This window comes from Amycolatopsis thailandensis (genome assembly GCF_042723255.1).
Taxonomy (GTDB): Bacteria; Actinomycetota; Actinomycetes; order Mycobacteriales; family Pseudonocardiaceae; genus Amycolatopsis; species Amycolatopsis thailandensis.
In genome coordinates this window covers 74,469-92,168 of sequence record NZ_JBHXJK010000024.1, presented here as the reverse complement: position 1 = coordinate 92,168, position 17,700 = coordinate 74,469, and the positions used below count along the sequence as shown (strand labels likewise).

General features: G+C 68.7%; 16 protein-coding genes. 8 read left to right on the top strand and 8 right to left on the bottom strand.

What is annotated here, in order from left to right:
• Window positions 1-247: 247 nt before the first annotated feature.
• From ACFWMR_RS12540 to ACFWMR_RS12530, 3 genes are read right to left on the bottom strand one after another with little or no spacing between them, the layout of a single operon-like run.
• Window positions 248-994 (bottom strand): ABC transporter permease, encoded by a 747-nt coding sequence (locus ACFWMR_RS12540; RefSeq protein WP_378378436.1) that lies wholly within the window; start codon window positions 992-994, stop codon window positions 248-250.
• Window positions 991-2,031 carry an alpha/beta hydrolase family protein gene (locus ACFWMR_RS12535; protein ID WP_378378435.1) on the bottom strand — a complete coding sequence of 347 codons (1,041 nt, stop codon included), beginning with the start codon at window positions 2,029-2,031 and terminating at the stop codon, window positions 991-993. The genes ACFWMR_RS12540 and ACFWMR_RS12535 overlap by 4 nt, the downstream gene beginning before the upstream one ends.
• Window positions 2,028-2,945 carry an ABC transporter ATP-binding protein gene (locus ACFWMR_RS12530; RefSeq protein ID WP_093936116.1) on the bottom strand — a complete coding sequence of 306 codons (918 nt, stop codon included), beginning with the start codon at window positions 2,943-2,945 and terminating at the stop codon, window positions 2,028-2,030. Before ACFWMR_RS12530 ends, ACFWMR_RS12535 begins: the two co-directional genes overlap by 4 nt.
• A 136-nt stretch (window positions 2,946-3,081) precedes the next feature.
• Here ACFWMR_RS12530 and ACFWMR_RS12525 point away from each other — a divergent pair, with 136 nt between their 5' ends.
• The gene (locus ACFWMR_RS12525; RefSeq protein WP_378378434.1) at window positions 3,082-3,870 is read left to right on the top strand and encodes an ion transporter; all 789 of its coding nucleotides are present in this window, start codon (window positions 3,082-3,084) and stop codon (window positions 3,868-3,870) included.
• Between the two features lie 67 nt (window positions 3,871-3,937).
• On the opposite strand, the gene hrpB is transcribed toward ACFWMR_RS12525, so the two are convergent.
• Window positions 3,938-6,328 (bottom strand): ATP-dependent helicase HrpB, encoded by a 2,391-nt coding sequence (hrpB, locus tag ACFWMR_RS12520; RefSeq protein WP_378378433.1) that lies wholly within the window; start codon window positions 6,326-6,328, stop codon window positions 3,938-3,940.
• A complete protein-coding gene (locus tag ACFWMR_RS12515) occupies window positions 6,325-7,155 on the bottom strand; it encodes a glutamate ABC transporter substrate-binding protein (protein WP_093936119.1) in 831 nt (276 codons plus the stop codon). Before ACFWMR_RS12515 ends, hrpB begins: the two co-directional genes overlap by 4 nt.
• Before the next feature lie 91 nt (window positions 7,156-7,246).
• On the opposite strand from ACFWMR_RS12515, the gene ACFWMR_RS12510 reads away from it, so the two are divergent.
• Both ACFWMR_RS12510 and ACFWMR_RS12505 read left to right on the top strand, forming a co-directional pair.
• Complete coding sequence (locus ACFWMR_RS12510; RefSeq protein WP_093936120.1) at window positions 7,247-7,735, top strand: MauE/DoxX family redox-associated membrane protein; 489 nt, start codon at window positions 7,247-7,249, stop codon at window positions 7,733-7,735.
• A gap of 2 nt (window positions 7,736-7,737) precedes the next feature.
• Window positions 7,738-8,532 carry a DsbA family protein gene (locus ACFWMR_RS12505; RefSeq protein WP_378378432.1) on the top strand — a complete coding sequence of 265 codons (795 nt, stop codon included), beginning with the start codon at window positions 7,738-7,740 and terminating at the stop codon, window positions 8,530-8,532.
• 57 nt (window positions 8,533-8,589) lie between these two features.
• Here the strand turns inward: ACFWMR_RS12505 and ACFWMR_RS12500 are convergent, their stop codons facing one another.
• Window positions 8,590-9,474 carry a LysR family transcriptional regulator gene (locus ACFWMR_RS12500; RefSeq protein WP_378378431.1) on the bottom strand — a complete coding sequence of 295 codons (885 nt, stop codon included), beginning with the start codon at window positions 9,472-9,474 and terminating at the stop codon, window positions 8,590-8,592.
• 132 nt (window positions 9,475-9,606) lie between these two features.
• Here ACFWMR_RS12500 and ACFWMR_RS12495 point away from each other — a divergent pair, with 132 nt between their 5' ends.
• The gene (locus tag ACFWMR_RS12495) at window positions 9,607-11,436 is read left to right on the top strand and encodes a glycoside hydrolase family 3 protein (protein ID WP_378378430.1); all 1,830 of its coding nucleotides are present in this window, start codon (window positions 9,607-9,609) and stop codon (window positions 11,434-11,436) included.
• A 3-nt stretch (window positions 11,437-11,439) separates the two neighbouring features.
• Entirely contained in the window at window positions 11,440-12,261 is an 822-nt protein-coding gene (locus ACFWMR_RS12490) for a ThuA domain-containing protein (protein WP_378378429.1), read from the top strand.
• On the opposite strand, the gene ACFWMR_RS12485 is transcribed toward ACFWMR_RS12490, so the two are convergent.
• The gene (locus tag ACFWMR_RS12485) at window positions 12,209-12,658 is read right to left on the bottom strand and encodes an anthrone oxygenase family protein (protein WP_378378428.1); all 450 of its coding nucleotides are present in this window, start codon (window positions 12,656-12,658) and stop codon (window positions 12,209-12,211) included. The two genes, ACFWMR_RS12490 and ACFWMR_RS12485, sit on opposite strands and share 53 nt — an antisense overlap.
• A 671-nt stretch (window positions 12,659-13,329) precedes the next feature.
• Between ACFWMR_RS12485 and ACFWMR_RS12480 the strand changes: the two genes are divergently transcribed.
• Both ACFWMR_RS12480 and ACFWMR_RS12475 read left to right on the top strand, forming a co-directional pair.
• Window positions 13,330-14,205: an A/G-specific adenine glycosylase gene (locus tag ACFWMR_RS12480; RefSeq protein WP_378378427.1), complete on the top strand. Its 876-nt coding sequence runs from the start codon at window positions 13,330-13,332 to the stop codon at window positions 14,203-14,205.
• A gap of 88 nt (window positions 14,206-14,293) precedes the next feature.
• Entirely contained in the window at window positions 14,294-15,259 is a 966-nt protein-coding gene (locus tag ACFWMR_RS12475) for a peptidoglycan recognition protein family protein (RefSeq protein WP_093935402.1), read from the top strand.
• On the opposite strand, the gene ACFWMR_RS12470 is transcribed toward ACFWMR_RS12475, so the two are convergent.
• Complete coding sequence (locus ACFWMR_RS12470; RefSeq protein ID WP_378378426.1) at window positions 15,204-16,358, bottom strand: MFS transporter; 1,155 nt, start codon at window positions 16,356-16,358, stop codon at window positions 15,204-15,206. The genes ACFWMR_RS12475 and ACFWMR_RS12470 overlap by 56 nt on opposite strands.
• Window positions 16,359-16,653: 295 nt before the next feature.
• On the opposite strand from ACFWMR_RS12470, the gene ACFWMR_RS12465 reads away from it, so the two are divergent.
• Entirely contained in the window at window positions 16,654-17,631 is a 978-nt protein-coding gene (locus ACFWMR_RS12465) for a helix-turn-helix domain-containing protein (RefSeq protein ID WP_378378425.1), read from the top strand.
• Window positions 17,632-17,700: the final 69 nt, after the last annotated feature.

Below are 17,700 nucleotides of genomic sequence, written 5' to 3'. Positions count from 1 at the left end.
GGGGTTTTGGGGGGGATGGGAGATTGGTACCTTTGCTGTGGCGGGGGGGTGTGTGGAAATAGGGACGTTGAATGTCCCTGTTTCCACACACCCCCTCGATGCCCGGTGACTGTGTGGATTTTGGTGCGTTGGATGAGCGGAAATCCACACAGTCACCGGGCCCACCTGCGCGAAGAGAGCAAGGGACCTTTGCTGTCGCTTCTCTCGATGTTGAGACAAGCGGGAGCAAAGGTCCCTTGCTTCCCCGTCAGGCGTCGCGCCGCCGCAGGACGGCGGAGCCGGTGAGGAGACCGGCGGCCGCCCAAGCCGTACAGAGCGCGATGCCGACCCAGGGCGCGTAGGGCGCGACGCCGCCGAAGATCGGGTTCGGCTCCCCTGAAGTGAGCATCGCGTTGACACCTGCGAAGCCGGGGAAGTAGTTCACGATGTCTTCCCCGCCGAGCGAACCGGCGAACATCGGGATCATCACCAGCAGCACGAACACTGTCACGATCGTCCCCGCCGTGCTCCGCAACGCCGTCCCCAGGCCGAGGCACAGCAGGCCCAACAGGGCGAAGTAGCCGCCCATGCCCGCCGAGGTCGCGAGGACGTCGCCCAACGAGGAATCCCGCGCCGGGATCAGCGGCGCCGAGATCGCCACGCCGACCAGGGTGTTCAGGACGCCGTAGCCGAACAGCACCGGCACCAGGACGGCGGACTTCGCCGCGAGGACCCGGTTCCGTACCGGGACCCACTGCAAGGTCGAGCGGATGCTGCCGCTGGCGTATTCGCTCGTGACGAACAGTGTCGCCAGCGCGACCACGGCGAACTGCGTGAGGTAGAAAGCCGCCCCGGTCACCACGGCGTGCGGGGCCATCGAGCGTTCGACGCCCGCGTTCGCGGCCAAGCCCACCGCGCCGGAGTAGGCGAGCATCAGCAGGACACCGCTGATCAGGCACCACCAGGTCGAGCGGACCGACCAGAACTTCGTCCATTCCGAAGAGACCGCGTTCATCGTGCGCTCCACTGCTTGAAGAAACCGGTCAGCTCGTCACGGAAGATCCGCAGCGCTTCCCGCGAGTCGATCGAGCCGTACTGCCTCTCGACCTCTTCCTTGGGCAGTCGCGCCCGCAGTCCCATCTGGTCGATGAGGATCGCCGCGTCGGTCACCGACGAATGACCGCTGTTCTCGACCGGGAGGTCCTTCTTCGGTCCGGTGAGCCGAGGCCAGGTCTCGTCCCAAGAGGCTCCGTAGTACTTCTTGCCGGTCGGGCTGGACATCAGCAGGAACGGCCGGTCGAGGGAAACGGTGCCGAAGAACGGGCCGTCGACGTTCACGCCCGCCTTGATCCGCCGGTCGGCGACCATCGAGGCAGCGGTCGCCGAACCCCCGGCGGAGTGACCGGCCATCCCGATTTTCTTGGCGTCGATCGACCAGCGCTGGTCCTTCAGCAGGGTGTCGACGACGAACGTCGTGTCGATGGCGCGGTTCGCGATCGCGGCGGGCCAAGGGTCGGGCGACTGTCCACAAGCGACACACTGGCGCAGCCCGTCGGGGAACTCCGTCGCCCAGGCTTCGTAGGCGTGGTCGATCCCGGCGACCACGAAACCTTGCGAGGCAAGGTGTTCCGCCACCGAGGTCAGGGTGATCCGGTTGTTGCCCGCCCCGGGCGACAGCACCACCAGCGGACGTCGTCCGGGCAGCGAAGGCGCGTTCTCCTTCGAGTGGACCCGCACCTTGCTCAGCGCGTCCGGCGGCAGGTCGAGTTTCCGCCCGGCGACCGCCGCCGCGGACTCCGCTCCGGTCATGTACAGCGGATTACGCCCGATCGGGACGGCCGGGTACCAGACGTTGACCATCAGCTCACGCCGCTTTTCCGGCACCCAAGGGTCGGCGCGCTGCTGATCGGTGAGATGCAGCGTGCGCAGCCCGATCGGGAGCGGGCCGCCCGGCGCGGGCAGCGACAGATCAGGTGCGGTCGCCGCCGACGCGGTCGCCGGTACCCCCAGCAGACCGGCGACCACCGCAGCGATGACCAGGAAGGACTTCATGCCGCTACTCCCGTTCCGTATTCGACCGACGACGCGGTCAGTTCCATGTAGGCCTGTTCGAGTGACGCTGTCCGCTCGGCCAGCTCGTGCACGCGGATGCCGAGTTCGTGCACGGTGTCGCCGACGCGCTGCACGGGCAGGTCGTGCACGAGCAGTTCGTCCCGGTCGGTTTCCGTGGTCGCGCCGAGGGCGCGCAGACGCTGTTCGAGCGCTCGCAGTTCGCCGGGAACGGGCACCCGCACCGCGACCGACGTCCGCGAATTGCCCGCGATGAACTCGTCGACAGGCGCGTCGGCCAGCAGCTTTCCCTTGCCGATGATGACCAGCCTGTCGGCGGTCAGCTGCATTTCGCTCATCAGATGGCTGGACACGAACACCGTGCGGCCCTCCGCCGCGAGCGACCGCATCAGGTGCCGCACCCAGCGGACGCCGTCGGGGTCGAGGCCGTTGACCGGCTCGTCGAACATCAGCACCCGCGGATCGCCCAGCAGCGCGCCGGCGATGCCGAGCCGCTGCCCCATGCCGAGGGAGAACGCCCCGGCTCGTTTGCCCGCGACCTCGGTGAGCCCGACCGTCGCGAGCACCTCGTCCACCCGGGAATCCGGGATGCCGTTGCTGCGCGCCATCGCCAGGAGGTGCTTGCCCGCGCTCCGGCCGGGGTGCAGTGCCTTGGCCTCCAGCAGTGCGCCGACCTCGCGCAGCGGGTGCCGCAGGTCCACGTACTTCTTGCCGTCGATGCGGACCTCGCCCGCACTCGGCGCGTCGAGGCCGAGCGTCATCCGCATGGTCGTCGACTTGCCCGCGCCGTTGGGACCGAGGAAGCCGGTCACCTTGCCCGGCTCGACGGCGAAGGTCAGCCCGTCGACCACCGTCTTCTCGCCGTAGCGCTTCGTCAGTCCTCGAAGCGTGATCATCCGCGTCCTCCTTCGTGGTCCCTGAAGTCTTGTGTGCGGAGGCACCTGCGGACATTGCCCCGAAGTCATCGGTCACCCCTTACTTTCGGCAGGTGCCGCTCGGCACGAGTCCCCGCGGAAAGGCAGAATCGGCGCCATGACCACCCGCGAACAACGGCGCGTGAATCCGCTCGACCTGGTGATGCTCGTCCTCGCCGTGTTCTCCGTCGGGCTGCTCGTCTACGTGACGTTCTTCCCGCATTCGGACGAGACGGCGCACACCGTCTTCATCATCGACACGACGGTGTGCGGGATCTTCGCGCTCGAATTCCTGTGGCGGTGGCGGCGCAACGGCTGGGAGAAGTGGTTTCCGCTGCGCAACTGGTACGAGATCCTCGGCATGATCCCGATCGCGCATCCGGCGCTGCGCGGGTTCCGGCTGCTGCGGGTCCTGGTCGTGCTCGTCCGGCTCGCGCGCACGGCCGACCGCGCTTTCGGGGAACGGTTCACCCAGCGCCTGGTCGAACGGCTTTCGCGGCCGATCGTGCTGGCGATCAAGAAGCCGATCACGATCGCGGTGCTCGACGAGGTCGTCAAAGTGCTGGAAACCGGGAACTACCCGCAGAACCTCGCGCGCTCATTGGGCGACAACCAGACGCTGCTGCGCGGGATCATCGCCGAGAAGCTCAAGAACGACCCGCAGGCGGGGCGGCTTTCGAAGCTCCCGTTCCACGACGAGGTGGTGCGTTCGGTGATCGACACCGCGATGCGGGTGATCCTCGAGGTGCTGACGGACCCGCGCATCGACGAGTTCTTCGCGCATGTGGTGCGGGAGAACCGCGAGCAGATCCGGAGCGCGGTGCAGCTCGGGTTGAACGAGCGCGAGGACGACGAGGAGCTGGCGTCGCGGCTGCCGACCCGGCCCCAGCACCAGATGATGGACTGACCGGTCACGTCTCTCGCGAGTGTCATGAAAGGGGCTTTCAGGACGAAAGATGTCCTGAAAGCCCCTTTCATGACATCCGGCGCTGGGTGGTCCGCCGGGTCGGCGCGGCGCTCAGCGGGTCCTCCGGCCAGGGATGCTTCGGGTAGCGCCCGCGGAGGTCGGCACGCACGGCCGCGTAACCGTTGCGCCAGAACGACTCCAGGTCGGCGGTGACGGCGGCTGGCCGTCCGGCGGGGGAGAGCAGGTGCAGGACGACGGGAACGCCGGCCAGTTCCGGCGTCGCCAGCCAGCCGAAGGTCTCCTGGAGTTTCACGGCCAGCACCGGCTGCTCACCCGAGTAGTCGACCCGGATCCGCGAACCCGACGGGACCTCCAGCCGGTCCGGCGCCAGTTCGTCCAAACGCGACGCTTCGGGCCAGGGCAACAGCCCGCGCAAAGCGGCACCCGCGTCCAGTGAGGCGAGATCCGATCGCCGCCGGGCCGAGCCGAGATCGAGCCAGTTGTCCAAAGTGGACAGCAGCGCCGCGTCGGAGGCCGCCGGCCAAGGCGAGCCCAGCACCCGATGCAGGAACGACAACCGTTCGCGCAGGCGACGCCCGTCCTCCGACCACCGCAGCAGACCGAGCCCTTCGGCGCGCAAACCGTCCAGCAGGGCGGCGCGGATCGCGTCCGGCGCGGGTGAGCGCAACGGCTTCTCCGACAGCACGATCGCCCCGAGCCGTCGCACCGAACGTGCCACGACGTCGCCCGAAGCCCAGCGAACTTCGTCCGCCGCCGAAACCAGATTCGGCGCCGCGCGGACGGCGAGATCCTCGTCCGCGGGCGCGGCCAGCCGGATGATGCCCTGCGCACGGCCGGGATCCCGGGTCGCTTCGGCCACCGCCAGCCATTCGACGTCGGCCAGTCCGCTGCCGCGCGGCAGTTCGGCCGCGGTCCCACCGGCCATCAGATAGACCGGCGTCCCCGCGGAACGTCGTCGCGCGAGCCGTTCGGGATGCGCCAGCGCCACGACCAGCGCCGGATCGGCCGCGCCGCCACCGTCGGGCACCAGCTTGGAAAGCCGCCGCACGTCGGACTTCCAGCGTTCGTCGCCCCGCACCCGGCGCAGTTCGGCTTCGAGGTCGGTCAGCGTGCCACCGCTGTCCAGCAGCGCGACGACCTCGGCGGCCGAACGCGCGTTGGTCCGCGCCGCGCCGTCGAGCAGCGCCCGCGCCAGCCGCGGATGCAGGCCCAGCCCGGCCATCTTCCGCCCGCGTTCGGTCACCGTCCCGTCTTCCGCGGTCGCCCCGAGCGTGGTCAGCAACGCGCGACCGGCGGCCAGCGCGCCTTCGCCGGGCGGATCCCACCAGGCGAGGCCGGAACCGTCCGGAGTGGACCAGCACGCGAGTTCGAGCGCGAACCGCGCCAGTTCCGCCGTCCTGATCTCGGGTTCGGGATACGCGGGCAGGGAACCCTGTTCGTGCGCCGCCCAGCACCGGTACGCGCGTCCCGGCGCCTCACGTCCGGCGCGACCGGCACGCTGTTCCGCCACCGCGGCCGAAACCCGGACCGTCGCCAGCCCCGGCAGGCCGCGCCGGTGATCGACCCGCGGCACCCGGGACAGCCCGCAGTCCACCACCGCGCGCACGCCCGGCACGGTCAGGCTCGATTCGGCGACCGACGTCGAAAGCACCACCCGGCGGCGGGCGCGCGGGCGCAGCGCGTCGTCCTGACTCGCCGCCGAAAGCCGTCCGTGCAGGGGCAGCACGTCCGCGTCCAGGCCGTCGAGCAACCCGCTCACCCTGGCGATCTCGCCCGCGCCCGGCAGGAAAGCGAGCACGTCACCGTCTCCTTCGGACAGTGCTTTGTGGATCGCGCGGGCCACGGTCGCCTCGATCCGCTCACCGCGCACGGGCGGGGAGTACGAGACGTCGACCGGATAGGTCCGCGCCTGAGCGGTGATCACCGGCGCGTCCCCGAGCAGGGCCGCCAGCCGTCCGGCCGCCACGGTGGCGGACGTCGCGAGCAGGCGCAGATCGTCCCGCAGCCCGGCGCGGACGTCCAGCAGCAGCGCGAGCAACAGATCCGCGTCGAGGTGGCGTTCGTGGCATTCGTCGAGCAGGACGGTCGAAACCCCGGCCAGTTCGGGATCGCTCTGCACCCGCCGGACCAGCAGCCCCGAGGTGACCACTTCGATCCGCGTCGAAGAAGACACCTTCCGGTCTCCGCGCACCGAATAGCCGACCGTTTCACCGACCCGTTCGCCCAGCAGCGACGCCATCCGCGACGCCGCGGCGCGCGCGGCGAGCCGCCTCGGCTCGGCGACGATCACCCGCCCTTCGCCGTTGTCCAGGGCGAGCGGCACCAGCGTGGTCTTGCCGGTTCCAGGAGGCGCGACGAGGACAGCGGTGCCGTGGGCGTCGAGCGCGGCTTCGAGTTCGGGCAGGACGGCGCGAACCGGCAGATCGGGAAGGGTCACTGCTCGGTGACCTGCGGCGGGGGCGGGATCCGGTAGCCGGACGGGCCGATGTTGCGGTTCAGCGATTCGAGCCATTCCCCGGACGAGATCATCTTCCGGACGGCCTTGGCCACCGCCGCCCGGCCCTCGATGTCGTCCTTGCGCAGGCCGACGCCGTATTTCTCCTTCGAGAACGGTTTGCCGACGACCCTCAGCAACTCCGGGTTCTGCGCCACGTAACCGGCGAGGATGACGTCGTCGGTGGTCACCGCGTCCACCTGTCCCGCGAGCAGCGCGGTGACGCAATCCTGGTAGCGCGGGTACTCGACGAGCTGGACGGCCTGCGCGAACTTGTCGCGCACCTGCTCGGCCGAGGTGGTGCCGCCCACGGCGCACAGCTTGCGGCCGTTGAGGTTTTCGGGACCGGTGATGTCGGTCGACCGGAGCCGGACGAGCAGGTCCTGGCCGGTGTCGAAATAGGGCCCGGCGAAAGCGACGACCTGTTTGCGCTTTTCGGTGATCGAATAGGTCGCCACCATCAGATCCGTGATCCCGGAGGTGATGTCGGTCTCGCGCGACGACGGCCTGCTGTCGTGCCAGGTGATGTGATCTTCGTCGACGCCCAATTCGCTCGCGATGTATTTCGCCACGTCGACGTCGAAACCGACATAGCGGCCGTCGACCGTCTGTTTGGAGAGTCCCGGCTGGTCGAAGCGGATGCCGATGGTGAGTTTGTTGAACGCGACGGCGCGGGCGACCAGGGAATCCGACGGACCCGCCTCCTTGCCGCAGGCCGCCGCCGCTGTGACCAGCATCAACCAGGCCATCAGCAGGGCGCGTCCCCTCATCGGGTGCCTCCGTCCGCCGCCTCACGTTGTTCTCAGGGTCGACGGCTAGCCTAAGCCCGTGCGTAGACCGCCCCAAGTCGTACTCGACGCCGTGGGCACACTCGCCCGGCTCGGACTCGCCGCCGTCTGGTTGGTCTCCGGAGCGCTGAAGATCAGCGATCCGGGGCAGACCTACATCGCGGTGCAGGCCTTCGACGTCCTGCCGGACGGGTTCGTCCGACCGGTCGCGATCGGGATGCCGCTCATCGAGCTGGCGCTCGGCCTGTTGCTGCTCGCCGGGTTCGTGACCCGGTGGGTGTCGGTGCTGTCGGTGCTGCTGCTGGCGGTGCTCATCGCCGCGATCGCCCAATCCTGGGCGCGCGGGCTGAGCATCGACTGCGGCTGCTTCGGCGGTGGCGGTCAGATCGCCGCGGATCAGACGCAGTATCCGCAGGAGATCGCCAGGGACCTCGGGTTCGCGCTCCTCGGTGTCTGGCTGATCGTGCGGCCGCGGACCTGGCTGTCGGTGGACGGCTGGCTCGGGAACTCCGGGGGCCCCGCCGACGACGACTATGTGGGTATCGCTGAAGGGAACGAATAATCGTGGGTGGAGCTGAGCGCAACGCTCGGAAACGCAAGCAGCAGGAAACGGCGGCACGCTCGGTGGCACAGGCCAGGGGCGTCGCGGGCGGCGACAAGAAGAAGGTCGTCGCGATCACCGTCGCGGTGATCGTGCTCGCCGCGCTGGTGATCGGCGGCGTGATCTGGACGACGTCCAGCAAGAACTCCACCGAGGGCAAGGACATCGCGGTACCGACGGGCACCTGGGCACCCGGTGTCGTCGAGAAGCGCGACGGAGCCGTCGTGAGCGCCGGCAAGCCCGGGGCCGCGAAGACCATCGACGTCTACGCCGACTTCCTGTGCCCGATCTGCAAGCAGTTCGAGGAGACGTTCAAGGACAAGCTCCACGAGCAGGTGAACAACGGGACGCTGACCATCCGGTACCACATGCTGCCGATGCTCAACCAGCGCTCCGACCCGCCGGGTTACTCGATGGACTCGGCCAACGCCTCGCTCGCCGCGGCCGACGCGGGCAAGTTCCTCGCCTTCCACGACGCGCTGTTCAAGGATCAGCCGCAGGAGGGCGCGCGCGGGTTCGACAAGGCGCAGCTGATCAAGCTCGGGCAGGACGTCGGGATCACCGACCCGGCCTTCGTGACGGCGATCAACACCGGCGTCTACGAGCAGCAGATCCAGGACGCGTACAAGAAGATCTCGACGGATCCCTCGTTGCAGCAGGACTTCGGCAGCGGGCCCGGTTTCGGCACGCCGACCGTGGCTGTGAACGGTCAGGTCGTGAAGCTGGAGCAGGACTGGGTCGAGAAGACCCTCGGCTAGCTCATCGGAAGTACATGAAGGCCCCCTTCCTTGCGCCTAGGTGCGGGAAGGGGGCCTTCATGTACTTGAGGCGGAGGCGACGGTCGCGAAGGCCTGTACGCGGGCAGTCTCGGCGGAGCGCTGCCAGACGAGGCCCCACTCGACGTCGGGCGAACCGGCGAAGGGCACGAAGCGGATTCGCGGGTGGCTGAAGTACTCGCGCGCGTGCGCGGCTAGCGGGCAGATGCCGGCGCCGGTGGCGATCGCGGCGAGCAGTTCCTGGAACGTCGCGAAGGGCTTGCCCCGGGTCACGGGGTGCCCGGCCGGGGTCAGCCAGCGCCGCGGTTCCTCGACCCAGTACGGCTCCGGCGGATGCGCCGCGCGGAGGACGGTGTCGCGGGCGAGGTCGTCCAGGGTGACGGATTTCCGTCGCGCGAAAGGGTGTTTCGACGACACCGCGAGCACCATCGGTTCGGTGTACACGGCCGGTCCGGTGGCGAGATCGGCTTCGTCGACCGGCAGCAGGGTCACCAGTACGTCGATTTCACCCGAGCGCAGCATCGCGAACGGGTCGGCGAAATCGGCCTCGCGGATGAGCAGTTCCGTGTCCGGGTAGCGCTGCCGGAAACGGTTGAGCGGTTCTTCGATCAGATCGGCGACGCCGGGTGCCTCGAAGCCCAGTCGCAGCACGCCGCCGATCCCGCGTCCGGCCGCGACCGCGCGATCGATCCCCTCGTGCAGCGCGCGGTACGCGGGGCCGAGGTCGTCCCGGAGCCGTTCGCCGATCGGCGTGAGCCGGACCCGCCTGCTGGTGCGGGCGAACAGCGGCGCGCCGATCCGGCGCTCGACCTGTTTGATCGACTGGCTCACCCGTGCCTGCGAGACGTGCAGCCGTTCCGCGGTGCGGCCGAAATGCAGTTCGTCGGCCAGCGCCAGGAAGATCTCGATATCCCGCAGTTCCATAATTCCCAGGTTATCGATCCGGGCCGATGTCGGTCAGTGGGAACCGTCTTTTTCGCAGGTCTAGACCATGGATGCCGTGTCATGCGTTAATTCAAGCCTTGAACTTACGCCCGTGTGTCGAGGAGGACCCGGATGCGGAGATTCACCCTGGGGATAGTGACCGCCGCGCTCGTACTGGGATCGCACACCCCGGCACTGGCCGGAAACGGCCCCGCGTACCGGGACGCCTGGCGGCCGGTGAAGGTCCGCGTCGCCGATCTGCTGTCACGCATGACGCTCGAAGAGAAGATCGGCCAGATGACGCAGGCCGAACGCCTCGGCATCAAGGCGCCCGGCGACGTCACCAAGGGGCTGCTCGGCTCCCTGCTCTCCGGCGGCAGCTCCCAGCCGACCCCGAACAACGCGGTGACCTGGGCCGACATGTACGACGGTTTCCAGAAAGAAGCGCTCGCCACCCGGCTCGGCATTCCGCTGATCTACGGCGTCGACGCCGTCCACGGCCACAACGGGCTCTACGGCGCCACCGTCTTCCCGCACAACATCGGGCTCGGCGCGACGCGCGATCCCGAACTGGTCGAGAAGATCGGCCGCGCGACCGCGGAAGAGGTGTCGGGCACCGGGATCGACTGGAACTTCGCGCCCTGCCTGTGCGTCGCGCGCAACGATCGGTGGGGCCGGACGTACGAATCCTTCGGTGAGGTACCGGAAATCGCCACCGCGATGACGACGGCCATCGACGGCATGCAGGGCCGTTCACTGTCCGCGCCGGGCTCGGTCCTCGCGACCGCGAAACACTACATCGGCGACGGCGGCACGACCGGCGGCGACGATCAGGGCGAGACCGACATCAGCGAAGCCGAACTCCGCGCGGTGCACCTACCGCCGTTCCGTGAGGCCGTCCGTCGCGGGGTCGGGTCGGTGATGATCTCCTACAGCAGCTGGAACGGCCTCAAGATGCACGCCGGTTCCTACCTGATCAACGACGTGCTCAAGGGCGAGCTCGGGTTCTCCGGCCTCGTGATCTCGGACTACAACGGCATCGATCAGATCGACCGGCAACCCGGCTTCACCCCGGCCGAGGTCACCGCGTCGATCAACGCCGGCATCGACATGGTCATGGTGCCCTTCGAGTACCAGAAGTTCATGGACACGCTGAAGGCCGAAGTCCTCGCCGGGCGGGTCACGCGGGCGCGGATCGACGACGCGAACCGGCGCATCCTCACGAAGAAGTTCGAGCTGGGCCTTTTCGAGCGGCCGCTGACCGATCGCCGGTTCATCAAGACCATCGGCAGCGACGAGCATCGCGCCCTCGCGCGGAAGGCTGTCCGCGAATCGCAGGTACTGCTGAAGAACGAGAACCGGGTGCTGCCGCTGGACAAGGCACGCAACCGGATCTTCGTCGCGGGCAAGAGCGCCGACGACATCGGCAACCAGAGCGGCGGCTGGACCGTCGGCTGGCAGGGCAAGAGCGGCCCGGTCACCGAGGGAACGACCATCCTGCAAGGGATCCGGCACACCGCGAAACCCTCGTCCACGGTCACCTTCGACAAGGAGGGGAACGGGATCGACAGGTCGTATGACGTCGCGGTCGCGGTGGTCGGGGAGACGCCGTACGCCGAGGGGCGCGGTGACAAGCCGGAGGGAATGGGGCTCGACGCCGAAGATCTGGCGACCTTGAAGCGCCTTCAGGGCAGCGGGGTGCCGACCGTGGTGGTGCTCGTTTCCGGGCGGCCGCTGGACATCGCTCCGCAGCTGCCGGACTGGGACGGGCTGATCGCGTCGTGGCTGCCCGGCTCGGAAGGCCAGGGCGTCGCGGACGTCCTCTTCGGTGACTACAACCCCACCGGCAAGTTGCCGGTGACGTGGATGCGCAGTGCTGACCAGCAGCCGATCAACGTCGGTGATGGAAAGTCCGGGCTGTTCCCGTTCGGGTTCGGCCTTCGCTATCGGCATGGGTGGTGAGGTATGAGGAGATTCGCGGTCCGGCTCGCTCTGCTGTTCGTTTCGTGTCTCGCGCTGGCGATGGCGCCGGTGACGGCGCAGGCGGCACCCGCGTTCAAGGTGCTGGCCTTCTACAACGGAACCTACGACGCGGCGCACATCAGCTTCGTCAAGGAAGCCAACCAGTGGTTCCCGAAAACCGCTTCACAGAACAACTTCAGCTACACCGCGACCGACAACTGGAACCAGCTCAACTCGCTTCAGCCCTCGCAATACCAGGTCGTGCTGTTCCTGGACGACCTGCCGCAGACCTCGGCGCAGCGCTCGGGCTTCGAGCGGTACATGAACGCGGGCGGCGCGTTCTTCGGTTTCCATGTGGCGGCTTTCAACACCAACCCGTCGGCTTGGGATTGGTACCACAACAGGTTCCTGGGCACCGGCGGGTTCAAGTCCAACACCTGGGGTCCGACGACGGCGACGCTCAAGGTGGAGAACCGGCCGCACCCGTCGACCACGCGGCTGCCCGCGACGTTCACCTCTTCGGTGAGCGAGTGGTACGCCTGGAACAACGACCTGCGCAAGAATCCGGACATCAGGATCCTCGCTTCGGTGGACCCGGTGAGCTTCCCGCTGGGGACCGATCCGAACCAGTCCTGGTACAGCGGGTACTACCCGATCCTCTGGACCAACAACAAGTACAAGATGCTGTACGCCAACTTCGGGCACAACAAGATGAACTACGAGACGAACCAGCCGCTCTCGTCGACCTTCGCGAGTGAGGTGCAGAACCGTTTCACCGTCGACGGTCTGCTGTGGCTCGGCGGAAAGCAAACCGTACGACGATGAGCAGAGCCAGCCGGACCAGGTTCGCGCGATGCCATTTCTTGGCGAGTTCTTCGCGCCGGGCCTGGTCCGGCTGTTCCTTCAGCAGCGTCAAGTTCACCGAACGGACGAGGTGGACCGTGATGCCGGTGGCGACGGCCGTGCCCGCGGCGGCGGTGACGATCGCGCGCCGATCGCCGCCGTCGTGCCAGCTGCCGGTGAGGGCGAGCGCCGTCGACGCGATCGTCGCGGGCGCCGCCGGGATGAAGTAGCGCGCGGGGCTGCCGGACGCGAGGAGCCCGGGGGAGCGATCGCCGGTGAGGCGGGGAACGTCGACGACGGCTTCGTAGAGGTTCCCGAAGAACCAGTGGGCCTGGCCGACCGTGGCGAGCCGGGCCCAGCGGCCGGTCTTGACCTGCATGAACCCAGACTGCCACGGCGGCGGGCCCGGCGACGCGACAGCAAAGGTCCCTTGCTGTCTTTTCGCAGGTCAGAGGCTTCGGTGATAGCAAAGGTCCCTTGCTTCCCCGCGGCCTGGCCTCGTGCGTCGTGAAGGCCTCCTTGCCTACCTTGAAGGTCAGGGGCTCGGCAAAGTCGCCTCTCCACTGGTCAAGGAGGTTGTGAAAGCCACTTTCGCAACGTTGAAGGTTGCGAAAGTGGCTTTCACAACACACCCCCCGACACCACCTACGCGCAGGTCGGTCCAGGTGGTCGTGAGTGGCGTTTCGGGTTAGAGCGGACCGGGTGTTTACCTACCTGCGCCTGACCGGGCGTGCGTGGTGGTTCCGCGGCTGCCAGGGCGTGACGATGAAGGAATTGGGACGTTGAACGTCCCAATTCCTTCATCGTCGCCAGGGATGCCCGGTCTTGGACCTTGATCAACGGAGGATCCGGGACACTCAACGTCCCCGATCCGCCGTTGATCAAGACCGTGCCAGGCGCGACCAGTAGCAGACGAGGTGACGGGGGAAGATTACGGACGTTCAACGGCCGGAATCTCTCCCCGTCGACACCCGGTTACGCGACTTTGCCGGGACCCCTTGCGCCTAGGTACATGAAGGGGGCCTTCACGTACTTCCCTAAGCTGGCCGGGTGGGCGTCGACGCGGATGTACTGACCGGATGGTTCGACGAGGTGGGGCGCGACCTGCCCTGGCGTGAGCCGGAATGCACCGCCTGGGGCGTGCTGGTCAGCGAGATCATGCTGCAGCAGACACCGGTCGCGCGCGTCCAGCCGATCTGGCTCGAATGGATGGCGCGCTGGCCGGTTCCCTCGGCGCTGGCGGCGTCCTCACAGGGCGAGGTCGTCCGCGCCTGGGGCAAGCTCGGCTACCCGCGACGCGCGTTGCGGCTGCACGCGGCGGCCGCCGTCATCGCCGCCGAACACGGCGACGTCGTACCGTCCGATGTGGACACTCTGCTCGCGTTGCCGGGTATCGGCGCGTACACCGCGCGAGCGGTCGCGGCCTTCGCGTACGGCAAGCGGGCGCCGGTGGTCGACACGAACGTCCGGCGCGTGGTCGCCAGGGCGGTGCACGGCGCGGGCGACGCCGGGCCGCCGTCGAACACCCGCGACATGGCCGACGTCGAGGCGCTGCTGCCGCCGGAGGACGCGCCCGCCGCGAAACTCTCGGCGGCGCTGATGGAACTCGGCGCGCTCGTCTGCACCGCCCGTTCACCGCGGTGCGCGGACTGCCCGATCTACGACGACTGCGCCTGGCAGCACGCGGGCAGACCCGCCTACGCCGGCCCGGCGAAACAGGTCCAGAAGTTCGCCGGGACCGATCGCCAGGTGCGCGGGCTGCTGCTCGACGTCCTGCGCGGCAGCGAGGGCCCGGTCGAGAAGGCGCGGCTCGACCTCGTCTGGCAGGAATCCGGGCAGCGTGACCGGTGCCTCGACTCGCTGCTGGTCGACGGCCTGCTCGAACAGACCGGCGACGGCCTCTTCGCGCTCCCTGGCGAACACTAACGCATTACGACAAAAGTTGGTCAATGGTTGTCATCGACGCGATGGCGGGTTAGTTTTCCGGCCAACGCGCATGATGGGAGTTACGCCCGTGGCCGACTTCGACCGACGTACCGCGCTCAAGGGCGGCCTGACGGTAAGCGCCGTCGGGCTACTGGGGACGACGACAATTTCCGCCGCAGTCGCGGCGACTGGGGCAGTACAGGAACCGACGATCCACGACACGGCGGCCTGGGGTGCCCGGCCGCCGAACGGGGCGATCGAGGTGCAGAACCACAAACCGACGTACATCGTCGTGCACCACACGGTCGATCCGGGGAACGTCACCGACTACACGCTCGAACACGCCTACTGGGCGTCGCGCTCGATCCAGAATTTCCACATGGACACCCGCGGCTGGGTGGACAGCGGGCAGCAGTTCACGAACAGCCGCGGCGGGCACATCACCGAAGGGCGGCATCGCAGCCTGGAGATCCTGCGCGGCGGGACCCAGCACGTGCTGGGCGCCAACGTGGGCAACAACAACAGCACCTGCATCGGGATCGAGAACGAGGGCCTGTACAGCAAGGAAGACGTCACGCCCGCGCTCTGGGACTCGCTGGTGAAGATGGTCGCGTATATCGCTTCGCAGTACGGGATCTCGCCGGAGTTCATCAAGGGACACCGGGACTTCAACTCGACCGAATGCCCGGGAACCGTGCTGTACGACCGGCTTCCGGAACTGCGCACCGCGGTCGGGAAGCTGCTGGGCTCCGCGTCGCCGAAGGCCGACCTGCCGGAGTGGCCGCTGCTCAAACCCGGCGACGCCGGGCCGCGAGTTCGGGTGGCGCAGGAACTCCTGCGGACACGCGGATTCGCCGTCCCCGTCGACGGCGTATTCGGTCAGTCCACAAAGGACGCCGTCGCCGCGGTGGCGGCCAGGAACGGACTGGAGCGCGACGCCTGCGGCGCGACCATGGCGACCGACGAGACCGGGTTCCTCGGCTCCGACGTCTGGCCGCTCATCGTCGGGCCGGGCACTGATCTGCGGGCGCTGAAAGCACGACTCGCCGGCTGAACAGCAACGGCGAGAGGACCAAAAGGGCGGCGCACCACGGGAGCAGGGACGTTCCCAGTGGCAGCACGAGTCCGCCGATGAGGGCCCCACCGGCGACGGCGCCGTTCCAGGCCGCGATCGTGAGCGACTGGGCGGCGTCGGCGGTGGGGCCCGCGATCAGGGCGGTGACGGCCTGGAACGCCGTGGGCGCGCCACCGAACGCCAGGCCCCACAACGCGGCGGCGGCCAGCACCAGACCGTGCACCCCGCCGCTCAGTCCGGTCAGGACGATGGCGGTGGCCGTCATGGCGGTACAGGAGACCAGGACGGCGCGCGGATGACGGTCGAGCGCGGAACCGACCGCGACCAGCCCGCCGACCGCGGCACAGCCGAACACCAGCAGCGCCGCGCCCAGCATCGTCGCCGCGTCCAGCCCGGCGAGCACCGGGCCGATGTAGGTGTAGGCCACGTTGTGCCCCAACGAGAACAGCGCCACCGTGGCCAGCACGGGACGCATTCCCGGCAGCCGTGACGCGGCCAGCGGGCGGGTGTGCCCCGCCGGGTCCGCGGGCACGGCGGGCACCGCGACGAGCACCCACACCAGCAGCGGCACGGTGATCAGCGCCATCACGGCGAACGCCCAGCGCCAGCCGGCCAGTTCGCCGAGCGCGGTCCCGGCGGGGACGCCGAGCGCGAAGCCGATCGGGGTGCCGGACATGGCCACGGCCAGCGCGCGCCCGGTGAGTCCCGGCGGGGCGAGGCGCATCGCGTAGCCGGCGACGAGAGACCACATCACCCCGGTCAGCGCGCCGGAAACCATCCGCGTGGCCAGGATCAGCGGATACGACGAGGACACCGCGATCACCAGGTTGGTGACCAGGAAACCGGCGATCAGCGCCAGGAGCAAGCGTTTGCGCGGCACCCGCAGGGTCGCGCTGGTGAGCGGGATGGCGGTGAGCGCGGTGGTGATCGCGTAGACCGTCACGAGCTGCCCGGTGACGGAGGGGGAAACGCCCAGATCCGCGGACATGCCCAGCAGCAGCCCGGCGGGCAGCACTTCGGTGAGGCAGCCGAGGAAGACCGTCGTCGTCAGCGCGAACAGCGCCGGGAAGGGCAGCATGCTTCGACGATCTCCTCCCCGGCGCGGCGCGGATAGTTCCCGGCGGCTATGCCGTCGGGTTATCGGCCGAAGGCGTCCTTCGCCGCATCGGACACGGCAAAGGACGCCTCCACCCCCAGTCCCGGCGGCCCTTCCGGTGACTTCTCAAGAATGGCGAACACCGGATCGGTGGTCCTTCGCACTCCGTCGTCGTCAATTGGCGAGGAGTCGCTGATCCTTTCAGCCGATGCCTTCGGCGGCCGAAGGCTGGATAGTCGGTGAGAGCGGGGCCATCACGAGCGCAGGGGGACGGCAGATGCTCATCACGACGGACTTCCGGACCGACGATCTGCCCGTCGAGGACCGGGAGGACGCCTCTTTCGGCCTTCTCGGCGAATCGTCGATCGTCGAACTCCGCGGCGATCCCCGGCCCGATTTCCGATTCGCCCAGCGCGTGCTGAGCACCGGTGCGATATCCGTCGCGACAGCGACCGGCGCGATGCCCTCGATGCTCCTGAGACGGACGCCACGGCTCGTCAGGCGTTTCGATCCGGGAGTACTGCACCTCTCCTTCTCGGTGGATTCCCGGAGCATCGGGATCCGGAAGGACGAGGTCGCGCTCCGCCCGCACGACTGGTCGATCCTGGACTCCAGGGTGCCCTACGACAGACCGGTGGACGGCGGGATGCGCGGCGAGACGTGGATCGGGTTTCCCTATGCCGCGCTGCCCCTGCGGCAGGGCCGGGTCGAGAGGCTCGTCGGTCGCTCCCTCGGCGGGAGGTCCGGGTACGGCGCGCTGCTGGCCCGAGTGGTGACCCAGATCGTGAGCGACGCCGGGGTCTACCGTCCCGAGGACGCGCCACAGCTGGAGACCACGGTCCTGGACCTGGTGACCGCGTTCTTCTGCCGGGCGCTGGACGACGGCCGCACCGTGCCCACCGAGAGTAGGCGCCGCAACCTCGTCCTGCGGATCCGGGCGTTCGTGCGACAGAACCTGCACGACCCCGGCTTGTCACCCGGCTCGATCGCCGACGCCCACCACATCTCCCGTAGTCACCTGCACATGCTGTTCAAGGACCAGGAGGAGACGGTGGCGGCGTGGATCCGGCGGCAGCGGCTGGAACGGGCCCGCCGCGACCTGGCCGACCCCGCCATGTCCGACACTCCCGTGCACGCGATCGCGGCCCGCTGGGGCTTTCCCCGCGCGGCCGACTTCACCCGGGCGTTCCGGACCGCCTGCGGCGTCACGCCTCGCGAATACCGGCGACAGGCCCGGGATAACCCCGAGGCATGACCGGCTGACACTGCCGCGCGCGGCGCGGGCGTACGCACGATGGCCGGGCATCCTCCCCCGTAGAGAGAA

Coding starts and splice junctions, on each gene's coding strand:
- ACFWMR_RS12540 (WP_378378436.1), bottom strand. CDS start 994: ATGAACGCGGTCTCTTCGGAATGGACGAAGTTCTGGTCGGTCCGCTCG.
- ACFWMR_RS12535 (WP_378378435.1), bottom strand. CDS start 2,031: ATGAAGTCCTTCCTGGTCATCGCTGCGGTGGTCGCCGGTCTGCTGGGG.
- ACFWMR_RS12530 (WP_093936116.1), bottom strand. CDS start 2,945: ATGATCACGCTTCGAGGACTGACGAAGCGCTACGGCGAGAAGACGGTG.
- ACFWMR_RS12525 (WP_378378434.1), top strand. CDS start 3,082: ATGACCACCCGCGAACAACGGCGCGTGAATCCGCTCGACCTGGTGATG.
- ACFWMR_RS12515 (WP_093936119.1), bottom strand. CDS start 7,155: ATGAGGGGACGCGCCCTGCTGATGGCCTGGTTGATGCTGGTCACAGCG.
- ACFWMR_RS12500 (WP_378378431.1), bottom strand. CDS start 9,474: ATGGAACTGCGGGATATCGAGATCTTCCTGGCGCTGGCCGACGAACTG.
- ACFWMR_RS12495 (WP_378378430.1), top strand. CDS start 9,607: ATGCGGAGATTCACCCTGGGGATAGTGACCGCCGCGCTCGTACTGGGA.
- ACFWMR_RS12490 (WP_378378429.1), top strand. CDS start 11,440: ATGAGGAGATTCGCGGTCCGGCTCGCTCTGCTGTTCGTTTCGTGTCTC.
- ACFWMR_RS12485 (WP_378378428.1), bottom strand. CDS start 12,658: ATGCAGGTCAAGACCGGCCGCTGGGCCCGGCTCGCCACGGTCGGCCAG.
- ACFWMR_RS12470 (WP_378378426.1), bottom strand. CDS start 16,358: ATGCTGCCCTTCCCGGCGCTGTTCGCGCTGACGACGACGGTCTTCCTC.
- ACFWMR_RS12465 (WP_378378425.1), top strand. CDS start 16,654: ATGCTCATCACGACGGACTTCCGGACCGACGATCTGCCCGTCGAGGAC.